General features: G+C 72.7%; 12 protein-coding genes. All 12 read right to left on the bottom strand.

What is annotated here, in order from left to right; genetic code table 11:
- Nucleotides 1-8 precede the first annotated feature (8 nt).
- Nucleotides 9-2,717 carry a RelA/SpoT family protein gene (locus tag FRAEUI1C_RS11630; RefSeq protein WP_013423492.1) on the bottom strand — a complete coding sequence of 903 codons (2,709 nt, stop codon included), beginning with the start codon at nucleotides 2,715-2,717 and terminating at the stop codon, nucleotides 9-11.
- 297 nt (nucleotides 2,718-3,014) lie between these two features.
- On the bottom strand, nucleotides 3,015-3,575 hold the full coding sequence (locus FRAEUI1C_RS11625; protein WP_013423491.1) for an adenine phosphoribosyltransferase: 561 nt from the start codon (nucleotides 3,573-3,575) through the stop codon (nucleotides 3,015-3,017).
- Between the two features lie 9 nt (nucleotides 3,576-3,584).
- On the bottom strand, nucleotides 3,585-4,787 hold the full coding sequence (secF, locus tag FRAEUI1C_RS11620; protein ID WP_013423490.1) for a protein translocase subunit SecF: 1,203 nt from the start codon (nucleotides 4,785-4,787) through the stop codon (nucleotides 3,585-3,587).
- Between the two features lies 1 nt (nucleotide 4,788).
- On the bottom strand, nucleotides 4,789-6,672 hold the full coding sequence (gene secD / locus FRAEUI1C_RS11615) for a protein translocase subunit SecD (RefSeq protein WP_071587940.1): 1,884 nt from the start codon (nucleotides 6,670-6,672) through the stop codon (nucleotides 4,789-4,791).
- 198 nt (nucleotides 6,673-6,870) lie between these two features.
- The gene (yajC, locus tag FRAEUI1C_RS36165; RefSeq protein WP_013423488.1) at nucleotides 6,871-7,344 is read right to left on the bottom strand and encodes a preprotein translocase subunit YajC; all 474 of its coding nucleotides are present in this window, start codon (nucleotides 7,342-7,344) and stop codon (nucleotides 6,871-6,873) included.
- Between the two features lie 312 nt (nucleotides 7,345-7,656).
- The gene (gene ruvB / locus FRAEUI1C_RS11605; RefSeq protein WP_013423487.1) at nucleotides 7,657-8,745 is read right to left on the bottom strand and encodes a Holliday junction branch migration DNA helicase RuvB; all 1,089 of its coding nucleotides are present in this window, start codon (nucleotides 8,743-8,745) and stop codon (nucleotides 7,657-7,659) included.
- A 29-nt stretch (nucleotides 8,746-8,774) separates the two neighbouring features.
- The gene (gene ruvA / locus FRAEUI1C_RS11600) at nucleotides 8,775-9,392 is read right to left on the bottom strand and encodes a Holliday junction branch migration protein RuvA (RefSeq protein WP_013423486.1); all 618 of its coding nucleotides are present in this window, start codon (nucleotides 9,390-9,392) and stop codon (nucleotides 8,775-8,777) included.
- Complete coding sequence (gene ruvC, locus FRAEUI1C_RS11595) at nucleotides 9,389-9,913, bottom strand: crossover junction endodeoxyribonuclease RuvC (RefSeq protein ID WP_013423485.1); 525 nt, start codon at nucleotides 9,911-9,913, stop codon at nucleotides 9,389-9,391. The genes ruvA and ruvC overlap by 4 nt, the downstream gene beginning before the upstream one ends.
- Before the next feature lie 225 nt (nucleotides 9,914-10,138).
- Nucleotides 10,139-10,894: a YebC/PmpR family DNA-binding transcriptional regulator gene (locus FRAEUI1C_RS11590; RefSeq protein WP_013423484.1), complete on the bottom strand. Its 756-nt coding sequence runs from the start codon at nucleotides 10,892-10,894 to the stop codon at nucleotides 10,139-10,141.
- Nucleotides 10,891-11,487, bottom strand: coding sequence for a pyridoxal 5'-phosphate synthase glutaminase subunit PdxT (pdxT, locus tag FRAEUI1C_RS11585; RefSeq protein ID WP_095522657.1), 597 nt, complete (start codon nucleotides 11,485-11,487; stop codon nucleotides 10,891-10,893). The genes FRAEUI1C_RS11590 and pdxT overlap by 4 nt, the downstream gene beginning before the upstream one ends.
- A 55-nt stretch (nucleotides 11,488-11,542) precedes the next feature.
- Complete coding sequence (pdxS, locus tag FRAEUI1C_RS11580; protein WP_013423482.1) at nucleotides 11,543-12,502, bottom strand: pyridoxal 5'-phosphate synthase lyase subunit PdxS; 960 nt, start codon at nucleotides 12,500-12,502, stop codon at nucleotides 11,543-11,545.
- 189 nt (nucleotides 12,503-12,691) lie between these two features.
- Nucleotides 12,692-13,315, bottom strand: coding sequence for a hypothetical protein (locus FRAEUI1C_RS11575; protein ID WP_013423481.1), 624 nt, complete (start codon nucleotides 13,313-13,315; stop codon nucleotides 12,692-12,694).
- Between the last annotated feature and the right edge of the window lie 40 nt (nucleotides 13,316-13,355).

Genomic DNA, 13,355 nt, shown 5'->3' with positions numbered 1-13,355 from the left:
CGGCCCGCCTAGCCCTGTACGCCAGACGTGACACGGAAACAGTCATAGACCCCGTCGATCCGCCGGACCGCGGCCAGAACCTGGCCTAGGTGCTTGGCGTCCCCCATCTCGAAGGTGAAGCGACTGATCGCCACCTGCTCGCGGTTCGTGGTCACCGACGCGGACAGGATGTTGACGTGGTGGTCGGACAGCACCCGGGTGACGTCCGAGAGCAGCTTCGCCCGGTCCATCGCCTCGACCTGGATCACCACCAGGAACACCGAGCCGGACGACGGTGCCCACTCGACGTCGACGAAGCGGTCCGCCGAAGTCGAGCTGACCTCGCCGACGTTGGTGCAGTCCGCGCGGTGCACCGACACGCCCCGGCCCCTGGTCACCAGGCCGGCGATCTCGTCGCCCGGCATCGGCGTGCAGCACCGGGCCAGCTTCACCCAGATGTCGGCGGTCCCGGAGACCAGTACGCCCGGGTCGCCGGTGGAACGGCGCAGCGGGCGGATCGGCAGGACGACGTCGGCGACGTCCTCCTCGGTCGCCTCCGGGCTTCCCATCGCGCTCAGTAGCCGGTTGACGACCGCCTGTGCGCTGATGTTGTTCTCGCCCACGCCGGCGTACAGCGCGCTGACGTCGGAGTAGCCGAGCTCCTTGGCCAGGGTGAGCAGGCCTTCGCCGGTCATCAGCCTGGTCAGCGGCAGGCCGTGGCGGCGCAGCGTGCGCGCGATGGCGTCCCGGCCGGCGACGACGGCGTCCTCCCGCCGCTCCCGCGCGTGCCACTGGCGGATCTTCGAGCGGGCCCTGGACGAGCGGACGAAGGTCAGCCAGTCCTCGCTCGGGCCGGCGGACTGCGCCCGCGAGGTGAAGACCTCGACGGTGTCGCCGTTGTCGAGCGCGGTGTCGAGGGCGACGAGCCGGCCGTTGATCCGCGCGCCGACGCACTGGTTGCCGACGTCGGTGTGCACGGCGTAGGCGAAGTCGACCGGGGTCGACCCGGCGGGCAGCGGGATGACGTCGCCCTTCGGGGTGAACACGAAGACCTCGTCGGCCGGTGCCTCGAACCGCAGGCTGTCGAGGAACTCACCCGGGTCCGCGGACTCGCGCTGCCAGTCGAGGATCTGGCGCAGCCAGCTGGTCAGGTCCGGGTCGGCGGCACGGCGGCGGCTGGCGGTCCGACCGTCCTCCTTGTACTTCCAGTGGGCGGCGATGCCGTACTCGGCCCGGTTGTGCATGCCGTGCGTGCGGATCTGCAGCTCGACCGGCTTGCCCTCCGGGCCGATCACCGTCGTGTGCAGCGACTGGTACATGTTGTACTTGGGCATCGCGATGTAGTCCTTGAACCGGCCCGGGATCGGCTTCCAGTTCGCGTGGACGGTGCCCAGCGCCGCGTAGCAGTCCCGGACCGAGTCGACCAGCACCCGGATGCCGACCAGGTCGTAGATGTCGTCGAAGGACCGGCCGCGCACGACCATCTTCTGGTAGATCGAGTAGTAGTGCTTGGGCCGGCCGACGACCACCGACTCGATGCCCGCCGCGGCGAGGTAGCCCTGCACCTGCGCGGTGACGTCGTCGAGGTAGACGTCCCGGCTCGGCGCCCGGTCGGCGACGAGCCGGACGATCTCGTCGTAGCGCTTCGGGTAGAGCGCGGCGAACGAGAGGTCCTCCAGCTCCCACTTCAGCGAGTTCATCCCGAGCCGGTGCGCCAGCGGCGCGTAGACCTCGAGGGTCTGCCGGGCCTTGCGCTCCTGGCGGTGCTCGGGCAGGAAGCGCAGCGTGCGCATGTTGTGCAGCCGGTCGGCGAGCTTGACGACCAGCGCGCGCGGGTCACGGGCCATCGCGATCACCATCCGGCGGATCATCTCCGCCTGCGCCATCTCGCCGGCGTTGACCTTCTGCAGCCGGCTGACCGCGTCGACGATGAGCGCGACCTGGTCGCCGAACTGCTCGCGGATCTGCTCGACGGTGAGCGTCGTCTCCTCGAGCGTGTCGTGCAGCAGCGCCGCGCACAGCGTGGGGACGTCCATGCCCAGATCGGCCAGGATGCCGGCGACGGCGATCGGGTGCGTGATGTAGGGGTGGCCGGAGGCGCGGACCTGGCCAGCGTGCGCGGCGTCGGCGACCTGGAAGGCCAGCTGGACCGGGCCGGTGTCCGCCTTCGGGTGGTTGGCGACCACGCCGCGGATCACCGGGTCGAGCGCGGACGGCGGCGTGGCGCGGTGCGCCGAGAGCCGGGACAGCCGGGCCCGCAGCCGCCGGGGCACCGGTGGCGACTCGTGGCCCAGCCGCGGCGGGACCGGGGAACCGTCCTCGGGCAGCTCCCCCGGGCCGCCCAGCCGGCCGACGGCGAGCACACCGCCGTGGGCGAGCAGGCCGCCGCCGATGGCGACCACCGAGGGGCCACCGACGGGGCCCGCGGCGGGGCCCGCGGCGCCGTTGCCCGCGCCGGGCGACTCCAGGGCCGGTGCGTCGTCCCCGACGGCGCCCGCGCCGAAGCCGTCGTCCGGCGGGGTGACCAGCGCCTCTCCGCCGTTCGCCGAGGTGCCTGGGCCGGGCTCGGTGCCGAGTCCCGGTTCGGCTGCGTCGTCGCGCCGGGCGCCGGTTGTCCCGTCCCCGCCAGCGCCCGCGGCGGTCCCGGACGGCACGCGACGCCGCTCCGGGGCCGGGCCCTTGGCGGGCCCGGACGCCGGGAGCGTGGCGCCGGTGGTCACCGGGACTGCGTCGGGCACGGGTTGCTCCTGCCGGAAAGTATGACTTCGAGACTAACGCTGGGTTAGCCGCGGTCCTTCCGCAACCCGGGCCCTCGCGGTGTGATCCCCATGGCCAGACCGGCCGGCAGGCTCAGTTCTGCCCACGGTCAGGGAACTTATGACTGCCCGTCGAGCCGGAACCGCCTGGCTGGTCAGGCGGAGTCCAGGCCCGACTCCCCGGCGGTCCCCCCGGACAGCGCGCCTCGACCGGCCGCAGCCAGTCACCCTCGCGTCTCCCGTGAATCGGACGGATGCGGAGGAGTCGGCGAGCGACGGTCAGATTGCCAGCAGGGCGGTCACATCGAGTGACGGAATCCGCTCACGGCCGGCGAGGAACGTGAGCTCCATCAGGACGGCGAGGCCGAGGACCTCGGCGCCGCCGTGCCGGATCAGGTTCGCCGCGGCGGCGGCAGTGCCACCGGTGGCGAGCACGTCGTCGACGATGAGCACCCGGTCCCCCGGGCCGACCGCGTCATGGTGGATCTCCAGCGTGGCCGTGCCGTACTCCAGGGCGTAGGACTCGGCGACGGTACGGCCGGGAAGCTTGCCCTGCTTGCGGATCGGCACGATCCCGGCGCCCACCCGGTCCGCGACCGGCGCGGCCAGCAGGAAGCCGCGGGCCTCGATCCCGGCGACGACGGTCGCGCCGGCCCGCCGGGCGGTCTCGGCGAGCGCCCCGATGACGGTTCCGAACGCGGCCGGGGTGGCCAGCAGCGGGGTGATGTCCTTGAACACCACCCCGGGCTGCGGGAAGTCGTGGACGTCGCGCACATGGGTGCGCAGCGCCTCGGCGCCCGCGGCCAGCGCCGCGTCCTGTGGGGTGTCGATGCTTGTCATGGCGCCTTCTTACCGCCGCTTCCTGCCGCCGGAGCGACCGCGTCCACCGCTTCGGCGCGCCGCGGCGGGCCCGCGGCCCGCCGCCGGTCGGGTTCCGGGCCGTCGGGGTGTCGCCCCGGCCGGCGCCGGCGTTCGGTCGTCGCCCACCTCAGGCCCGTCCGTGGCATACGCGACGGTGTAGGCCTGGGATCGCCCACCCGGCGCCGGTCCCGACCCGGCCTTGGCCGTCTCGGCCGCGGAGCGGGCGGCGCTCGTCCTGGCCCGGGTGACCCGGGCGTCGAGGGCCTTGACCGCCTGCTCGGACCGCTTGAAGTCGACCAGCAGCGGCGCGGCGATGAAGATCGACGAGTACGTACCGGAGGCGATGCCGACGAACTGAGCCAGCGCCAGGTCCTTCAACGTGCCGGCGCCCAGCAGCCCGGCGCCGACGAACAACAGGGACGCGACCGGGATCAGCGCGATGAACGAGGTGTTCAGCGACCGGATCAGGGTCTCGTTGAGCGAGTCGTTCGTGGCCTCGGCGTAGGTGCGCTTGCTGGAGGTCGCCATCCCGGCCGTGTTCTCGCGTATCCGGTCGAACACGACGACGGTGTCGTACAGCGAGAAGCCGAGGATGGCCAGCACGGCGATGACCGTGTCCGGGGTGACCTCGAAGCCGATCAGCGAGTAGACGCCGAGCGTCACGACCAGGTCGTGGACCAGCGCCGCCATCGCGGCGGCCGCCATCTTCCACTCGAACCGGACCGACAGGTACACCATCACCAGGACCAGGAAGATCACAAGGCCTTCGATGGCTTTGTTGGTGATGGTCGAGCCCCACGAGGCGCCGACCGTCGAGATGTCGATCTCGTTGGACTTCACGCCGAAGTCCTGCTCGATCGCGGTCGTCACCTTGGTCGTCTGGGTGTCGGTGAGGACCGGGGTCTGCACCCGCAGCTGCTTGCTGGTCTGCAGTTCCTGGATGACCGCATCGTCCGCGTTGACCCCGGCGTGGTGCAGGGCACCGCGGGCGTCCTCGATCGAGTGGCCCTTGGACGGGAACTGGAAGACCGCGCCGCCGGAGAAGTCGATGCCCAGCGAGAAGCCTCGCACGATCATGCTCAGGACGCAGATCGTGAGCAGTACGCCCGAGATGATGTACCAGACCCGGCGTCGGCCGATGAAGTCGAAGGCGTGCTGGCCGCGCAGGAACCGGGTGATCGGCGAAGACATCTCAGGACTCCCGCTTCTGTCCGGATGACCGGCCGACCCGCGCGGTCGCGGTTCCCGGTGGCGAGCCGGGCCCGTCGGCCGGCGCCGCCCGCCGGGCGAGCCTAGGCCGCGCGGCCGCCAGCGGCCCGCCCCGGTTCGACGGGTTCAGGCCCGACCACCGCGGCGACGTGAACAGCCGCAGCCGGACCAGCAGCGTCACGAGCGGCCGGGTGAAGATGAACACGAGCACCACGTCGGACAGCGTCGACAGGCCAAGCGTGAACGCGAAGCCGCGGACCGAGCCGATGGACACGATGTAGAGGACCGCCGCGGCCAGGAACGAGACCGTGTCCGCGGACAGGATGGTGCGCCGGGCCGCCGGCCAGGCCCGCTCGACCGCGTGCCCGATCGTCCGGCCCTCCCGCACCTCGTCCTTGATCCGTTCGAAGTAGACGACGAACGAGTCGGCGGTGACACCGACGGACAGGATGAGGCCGGCGATGCCGGCGAGCGTCAGCGTGAAGCCGATGGCCGAGCCGAGCAGGCAGACCGTGGCGTAGACCAGCAGCCCGCTGACCGCGAGCGACGCGATCACGACCACGCCCAGCAGGCGGTAGTAGAAGAACGAGTACAGGATGACCAGCCCGAGGCCGATGGCGAGCGCGAGCAGGCCGCCGCGCAGCTCGGTGTGGCCGAGCGTCGGCGAGATGGACTCGGCCTGCGACTTCTCGAACGCCAACGGGAGCGCGCCGTACTTCAGGACGTTCGCGAGGTCCTCGGCGGACGACTGGTTGAAGCTGCCGGAGATGCTCGCGTCGCCGGGGATGCGCTCGTTGGTGACCGGCGCCGACTGGACGACGCCGTCGAGGACGATCGCCACCGGCTTGTTGATCGTGTCCTCGGTCAGCTTGGTGAACTTCTTCTGGCCGGAGCCGGTGAAGCTGACGGAGACGACCCACTGGCCGGTGGAGACGTTCGCGGTGCCGCCGGTGGTCTGCAGTTGCGCCTGGGCGGTCTTGACGTCCGTTCCGACGACGGAAGCGGGCATCAGCAGGTACTTGGTGGTGTTGTCCTTCGAGCACGCGGCGGTCCAGTCACCGGGGGCGTCGGTGGTGTGCACCTTCTCCGGGCAGACCAGCGCGTCGTACTTCTTCTGCACGTCGGCGGGCGGCGTCGCCGCGCTCGCCGACGGGCTGGCGGTCGCCGCCGGGGTGGGTGACGCCGTCGCGGCCACGGCGGTGCTCGCCGAGGCGGCCGGCGTCGGGGCCTTGGTCGGGGTAGGCGTCGTGGCGCCGGCGGCCAACAGCGCCGAACCGACCGCGTCGGCCCGCGCCGTCGAGGTGGCGCTGGCGGTCGGAGTCGCGGCGCCACCGGCCGTGGGCTTGGGGGTGGCCGGGGTCGTCGCGCCGGCGGCGGTCGGCGTGGCGCTCGCCGGGGCGAGCGTGCTGCCCGCCGACGGCGACGCGGCCGGGGCGACCGAGGCGGTCGCCGTCGGGGAGGCCACGACCGCCGTGCCGGCGCCGGAGGTGTAGACCGTCCGGAACCGCAGCTCGGCGGTCTGGCCGACGAGGTTCACCACGTCGGAGCGGCCGCGGCCTGGCACCGAGATCTCGATCTGGTTGCCGTTGCGCTTGACCTCGGACTCCGCGACACCGAGGCCGTCGACCCGCTGGCGGATGATGTCGACCGCCTTGTCGACCGCGCCGCCGTTGACCTTCTGGCCCGCCTGCGTCGCGCGCGGCGTGAGGATGACGCTCGTGCCGCCCTGCAGGTCCAGGCCGAGCCGAGGCGTGAACGTCCCGGTGAGAGCCATGATCGCGTAGAGCACCGCGAGCACACCGGCCAGGAACCCCAGCCGGAGCCATGACGAACGGGTCTCCCGCGTTCGCGTCGACCGTCGTGCCAACGGATTTCCCTTCTGCCCACCGGATCGGATGATCCCGACCGGAGCCAAACTATCCGACGGGCGCAGGCGTTGAGACGTTCCGTCGCCCCGCGAGGGCCCGAAGAGTCGTTCTGTCCACGAAGAACTGGTGAGCCGATTCCGACGCGCCGCCCGCGGCAGGGCCGCTCACGCGCGAAGAGAGGACGGCGCGGGCCGCGCCTAGAGGTCCTTCTTCGGCGGCTGGCTGGCCTCGGGCGCCTCGGGGGCCGCGGCCGGTTCGTCTGCCGGCGTCTCGGCGGTGGGCGTCTCGTCCGACGGCGTTTCCGCGTCCTTCTCGAACGACACCGGGGTGTCCTCCTCCGGGACACCTGGGGTGTCCGGGGAGCTGATGACCCGGCCGATCGCGCCGCGGTTGAACCGGCAGACCACGTCCGGCGCGATCTCCAGCAGGATGTCCTCGCCGTCGGTCTCGACGATCGTCCCGTAGAGCCCACTGCGCGTCATGACGAGCGTGCCGGGGCCGAGCTTCGACTGCTCGCTCTGAGCCGCGCGCTGCCGCCGACGCTGCATCGTGAAGAAGTAGACCCCGACCAGGACGATCAGGAGCGGGAGCAGCCAGCTCCCGAAGCCGCCACCCGACTTGCTGGCGGCCTCGTTGTTGGCCGCGATCGCCGCGGCCGCGATTGGTTGCACGTCCTGTTCCTCCTCGGTGTCGCGGCCGATCGTACGTATCAGGCCACGGGACTCGACGGGAGGGCACCAAGACGCGCCGGTTTCGCCATTGGGTCGGCCCTGTTGCCGCTCCGCCGGCCTGGTCTGGGCCAGCGGGATGACATCCGTATGGTCACAGCGAGTGCTCCGATCGCGAGCGCACGACGATCTGTGCTCATAGCGTGTGCCCTGATGCGCCACGTGTCAGGACCGCGCGGCGCTCTGTGGACGAGCGGTGTCCGTCCACAGGGACTTCCGTCGGACGGCGACCCCCGGATCGGGCGGCGCCGCGCGTCAGCTTTCTGGCGCGGCCTCCGCGCGGAAACCCGGTTCGGAAAAGAGGGCCGTCTGGGCCGGCGGCACCTGGGACCGGCCGAGCTCCTGGTCCGGCGGGTCGAAGCCGAGGTGGGTGAAGGCCGCCGGCGTGGCCACCCGGCCGCGCGAGGTCCGGACCAGCAGGCCCGCCCGCAGCAGGAACGGCTCGGCGACGTCCTCGACGGTCTCCGGCTCCTCCCCGACCGACACGGCCAGCGTGGTGAGCCCGACCGGCCCGCCGCCGAAGCGCTTCACCAGGGCCGTGAGCACCGCGCGGTCAAGCCGGTCGAGGCCCAGCGGGTCCACGTCGTACACCCGCAACGCGGCGTGCGCGACGTCGAGGGTGACGACCCCGTCGGCGCGCACCTCGGCGTAGTCCCGAACCCGGCGCAGCAGCCGGTTGGCGATCCGGGGGGTGCCCCGGGAACGCCCCGCCACCTCGGTCGCGCCCTCGGGCGTGAGCTCCACCCCGAGCAGCCGGGCCGAGCGGGCGAGGACCGCGACGAGCTCGTCGGGGTCGTAGAAGTCCAGGTGCGCGGTGAAGCCGAACCGGTCGCGCATCGGCCCGGTCAGCAGGCCGGCGCGGGTGGTGGCGCCGACGAGGGTGAACGGCGCGACGTCGAGCGGGATCGCGGTCGCGCCGGGCCCCTTGCCGAGCACCACGTCGACGCGGAAGTCCTCCATCGCCGAGTAGAGCAGCTCCTCGGCCGGCCGGGCGATCCGGTGGATCTCGTCGATGAAGAGCACCTCGCCGGGAGCGAGCGCGGTCAGGATCGCGACCAGGTCGCCGGCCCGCTCGATCGCGGGGCCGCTGGTCAAACGCAGCGGCACCGCCAGCTCCTGGGCAATGATCATCGCGAGGCTGGTCTTGCCGAGCCCCGGCGGCCCGGACAGCAGCACGTGGTCCGGTGGCCGGCCGCGCCCGCGCGCCCCGGCCAGCATGATCGAAAGCTGCTCCCTGGCCTTGCGCTGGCCGACGAACTCCGCCAGCGTCCGCGGCCGCAGCCCCGCCTCGAAGGCACGCTCCTCGGCGGTGGCCGCCGCGGCGACCAGCCCGTCCTCACCCATCCGCGCCACCTGTCGGCTCGTGGTCCCGGCTACCGCGGCCGCAGGAAGGCGAGCGCGGCGCGCAGCATGGCTGACACGTCGTCGGTGTCGGTGCCGTCGCCGGCCAGCACCGCCGCCACGGCGTCCTCGGCCTCCCGGGTCGAGTATCCGAGCCCGCCCAGCGCGTCCGTGACCTGCTCGGGGGCCGTGCGCGGCGCCGGCAGGACCCGGCCCCCGGCGGCCTGCCGCGCGGGCGCGCCGCCGACGGGCGGGCCGAGCTTGTCCTTGAGGTCGAGCACGATGCGCTGGGCGCCCTTGCGGCCGACGCCCGGGACCCGCGTCAGCGCCGCCAGGTCCTCGTCCGCGACGGCCCGGCGCACCTCGTCGGGGGCGAGCACGCCCAGCACCGCCTGGGCGAGCTTGGGGCCGACGCCGGCCGCGCCCTGCAGGGTCTCGTAGACGTCGCGCTCGTCCGCGTCGGCGAAGCCGTAGAGGGTCAGCTCGGTCTCGCGGACCACCAGCGCGGTCGCCAGCCGGGCCGGCTCGCCGACGGCCAGGCCGGCCAGCGTCGCCGGGGTGCACTGGACCAGCAGCCCGACCCCGCCGACCTCGACGACGGCCGCCGTCGGCGACACCGACAGCACCGTCCCCGCGACCGACGCGATCATGCCTGCGCCCCCCCGCCGGCAACGGCCGCCCGCACCCGCGCGAGCCCGGGGCCGCGCCAGACATGGCACAGCGCGAGGGCGAGCGCGTCCGCGGCGTCGGCCGGCTTCGGCGGGGTGTCCAGGTCGAGCAGCTTGGAGATCATGAAGGTCACCTGGGCCTTGTCCGCGCGGCCGCTGCCGGTGACGGCGGCCTTGACCTCGCTGGGGGTGTAGAGGGCGACCGGCAGGCCGCGGCGCGCGGCGAGCACGATGGCGACGGCGCCGACCTGGGCGGTGCCCATGACCGTGCGCACGTTGGCCTGGCTGAACACCCGCTCGACCGCGACCGCGTCGGGCCGGTGCCGGTCGAGCCACAGGTCGATCTGCACCGAGATGTCCCGCAGCCGGATGGCCACGTCCTCGGTGGCCGGGGTGCGCGCGACGCCCACCTCGACGAGCGCCGCCCGCCGCCCCGCGCCGCCGCCGTCCACGACCCCGAGCCCACATCTCGTCAGCCCGGGGTCAACCCCCATTACCCGCATCGCCCCTCGGCCTCCTGGTGCTGGGTTCACTGGCCGGAGCGAACAGTGCCGACCCCCGGCGGTCGAGCGAAGCTCGACACCGGGGGTCCGGGGGTCGCCCCCCGGGCAGACATAACGGCCTCCCGGGAAGCTGACCGAAGGTCAGCGAACAGGGCCAGCCAGCTCGGCACGAACGCCTGTTCGGAGTCTAGGAGGGGGGCGCATCAGGACATCCGCGACACGCGGCTAACCGGCCACCAGCTCCATGATCTCGTCGGAGATGTCGGCGTTGAACCAGACGGACTGGACGTCGTCCAGGTCCTCCAGCGCGTCGACGAGCTTGAGCACCTTGCGGGCCGGCTCGGCCTCCAGCGGCACGCTGACGCTCGGCAGCCACGAGATGTCCGCCGAGTCGATCACCAGGCCGGCGTCGGTCGCCGCGACCCGGACCGCGTGCAGGTCGGTCGCCTCGGAGATGACCTCGAACGCCTCGCCGAGATCGTTGACCTCGTCGGCGCCGGCGTCGAGCACCGCCACCAGCACGTCATCCTCGGTCAGGTCCTTGGTCTTGGTGACCAGCAGGACGCCCTTGCGGTTGAACAGGTAGGCGACCGAGCCCGGGTCGGCGACCGTGCCACCGTTGCGGGTGATCGCCACCCGGACGTCCGAGGCGGCCCGGTTGCGGTTGTCGGTCAGGCACTCGACCATGACCGCGACACCGTTCGGGCCGTAAGCCTCATAGGTGATCGACTCGTAGTTCACGGAGTCCCCGAGCTCACCGGAGCCGCGCTTGACGGCGCGGTCGATGTTCTCGTTCGGCACCGACTGCGACTTCGCCTTCGCGATCGCGTCGGCCAGCGTCGGGTTGCCCGCGGGGTCGCCGCCGCCGGTCTTCGCCGCGACCTCGATCGTCTTGATCAGCTTGGCGAACAGCTTGCCCCGACGGGCGTCCTTGACCGCCTTCTGGTGCTTCGTGGTCGCCCACTTGGAGTGACCGCTCATGCCCTGCCCCTCTGTAGAACCATCTCGACGAACAGCTCGTGCATCCGGGTGTCCCCGGTCAGCTCGGGGTGGAACGAGGTGGCCAACAGGTGCCCCTGCCGCACGGCCACCGGATGCTCCCCGACCCGAGCCAGGACCGTCACCGCGTCGCCGGCCTTCTCCACCCACGGGGCGCGGATGAACACGGCGTGCACGGGCGGACCGCCGACCCCGGCCACGTCGAGGTCGGCCTCGAAAGAGTCGACCTGACGACCGAAGGCGTTGCGCCGCACGACCACGTCGAGCCCACCGATCAGCGGCTGGTCGGGCCGGCCGTCCAGCACGTCCCGCGCGAGCAGGATCATGCCGGCGCACGAACCGTACACCGGAAGACCATCCGCGACGGCATCCCGGAGCGGTTCGAGCAGCTCGAAGATCTTCAGGAGCCGGCCGATGGTGGTCGACTCACCGCCCGGCAGCACCAGACCGTCGAGGGCGGCCAGCTCCGTGGGCCGCCGCACCTCGACCGCGTCGGCGCCGGTCACGGCCAGCGCCCGCACGTGTTCCCGCACGTCACCCTGCAGCGCGAGCACGCCCACCCGGGGACGCCCCACTGTCATGTACCCACCCTCGGCCGGCGCGCCCGGCACCGTGCCGTCACGCCCACCGTCACCAGCCGCGGTCGGCGAACCGGGCGGCGTTCGGGGTCTCGGAGACGTTGATGCCGACCATCGCCTCGCCGAGGCCCCGGGAGACCTTGGCGATGACGCCCGGGTCGTTGTACATCGTCGTGGCCTCGACGATCGCCCGCGCCCGCTTCGCCGGGTCGCCGGACTTGAAGATGCCGGAGCCGACGAACACGCCGTCCGCGCCGAGCTGCATCATCAGCGCCGCGTCGGCCGGGGTGGCGATGCCGCCGGCCGTGAAGAGCACGACGGGCAGCGTTCCCAGCGCGGCGACCTCGGCCACGAGGTCATACGGGGCGCGCAGCTCCTTCGCCGCCGAATAGAGCTCGTCAGCCGGCAGCGTGGACAGCCTGGCGATCTCGCCGCGGATGGTGCGCATGTGCACGACGGCGTTGGACACCTCGCCGGTGCCCGCCTCGCCCTTGGAGCGGATCATCGCCGCGCCCTCGGAGATCCGCCGCAGCGCCTCCCCCAGGTTGGTGGCGCCACAGACGAAGGGGACGGTGAAGCCCCACTTGTCGATGTGGTGGTGCGGGTCGGCCGGGGTGAGCACCTCGGACTCGTCGATGTAGTCCACGCCGAGCGCCTGCAGCACCTGGGCCTCGACGAAGTGGCCGATGCGGGCCTTGGCCATGACCGGGATCGAGACGGCCTCGATGATCCCCTGGATCATGTCCGGGTCGCTCATCCGGGAGACCCCGCCCTCGGCCCGGATGTCGGCCGGGACGCGCTCCAGCGCCATGACGGCGACAGCCCCGGCATCCTCGGCGATCTTGGCCTGCTCGGCGTTGACGACGTCCATGATGACGCCGCCCTTGAGCATCTCGGCCATGCCCCGCTTCACCCGCGCGGTGCCGGCCTGGCGGCCCGGCCCGGCTGGCCCGCCGGGCGCTACCCCGGGGACTCCGGCGGGCGTTGCGGCGGGCGTGGCTCCGGCAGACATAGCGGTCCGTCTCTCTCACATCGGCAACGGCGGGCAGGTTTCATCAGAGACTGGTCTCGGCCCGAGTGGTCTCGCGAGTGGTCGGGCTTATCCCTGTTCCACCATGGTACGACCGGCCGCAGCCACCTTCTCCCCAAGAAGCCCAGCGAGTATCACTCTTGGTGACCGATGGGTAGCGCTACCGGGGTCTCACGGGGCCGCCTCGGGCTGGGTGTCGGGCACGTCGCCGAGGGCCGCCGCGGCGTCGGCCACCGGCCGACGGAACGGAATGTCCCCGGCCGCCGGCACGAACGGCGTCTCGACCCAGGCCGGGAGGGCGTCGTCGATCTCGAAGTAGGCCGGCAGCGGCCGGCGGCCACCCAGCCGCAGCACGCGCACCAACCGCCGTCCGCGCAACGCGCGCAGGTCCCGGACCGCGTCGTTGTGCAGCTGCCGGGCGAGCGCGACCCGAGCGGCCGCCGAGTCGACGGCGTGCAGCAGCTCCGGAGCGCCCTGCCCGCTGGAGGCCACCTCGGGCGCCCGAAGCGCGCGGCTGAGCTGGTTCTCCGTCTCCTCCACGGCGGTGTCCAGCGGGGCCCCGGAACGCAGCGCCAGGTGCCCGGCCGCCGACTGCTCGGCCACCGCCTCCAGCGGCGCGAGCCCGCGGCTGGAGGCCAGCGCGGCGGCGGCCGCGGCCCTGGCCACCAGCTGGGTGAGCAGCCCGGCCCGCGCCGCGTCCACCCGCACGCCCAGCCGGTCGAGGCGGCGGGCCAGCCAGGTGAGGTAGGTCGCGATCGCCACCACCGCGGCGACCACGACCACGACGAGAGTCATCCTGGGCAGCGTAGTGAACGCTTGGTCGATCCGACTGCCC

The organism is Pseudofrankia inefficax (assembly GCF_000166135.1).
GTDB lineage: Bacteria > Actinomycetota > Actinomycetes > Frankiales > Frankiaceae > Pseudofrankia > Pseudofrankia inefficax.
Note: the sequence above shows the minus strand (reverse complement) of the source record. Positions and strands in the feature narration are given on the sequence as shown.

Excerpts from the sequence above, each read along its gene's own strand:
- ruvB (WP_013423487.1), bottom strand. The coding sequence starts at position 8,745 with ATGGGTGAGGACGGGCTGGTCGCCGCGGCGGCCACCGCCGAGGAGCGT.
- secF (WP_013423490.1), bottom strand. The coding sequence starts at position 4,787 with ATGTCTTCGCCGATCACCCGGTTCCTGCGCGGCCAGCACGCCTTCGAC.
- FRAEUI1C_RS11575 (WP_013423481.1), bottom strand. The coding sequence starts at position 13,315 with ATGACTCTCGTCGTGGTCGTGGTCGCCGCGGTGGTGGCGATCGCGACC.
- ruvC (WP_013423485.1), bottom strand. The coding sequence starts at position 9,913 with ATGCGGGTAATGGGGGTTGACCCCGGGCTGACGAGATGTGGGCTCGGG.
- pdxS (WP_013423482.1), bottom strand. The coding sequence starts at position 12,502 with ATGTCTGCCGGAGCCACGCCCGCCGCAACGCCCGCCGGAGTCCCCGGG.
- FRAEUI1C_RS11590 (WP_013423484.1), bottom strand. The coding sequence starts at position 10,894 with ATGAGCGGTCACTCCAAGTGGGCGACCACGAAGCACCAGAAGGCGGTC.
- FRAEUI1C_RS11625 (WP_013423491.1), bottom strand. The coding sequence starts at position 3,575 with ATGACAAGCATCGACACCCCACAGGACGCGGCGCTGGCCGCGGGCGCC.
- ruvA (WP_013423486.1), bottom strand. The coding sequence starts at position 9,392 with ATGATCGCGTCGGTCGCGGGGACGGTGCTGTCGGTGTCGCCGACGGCG.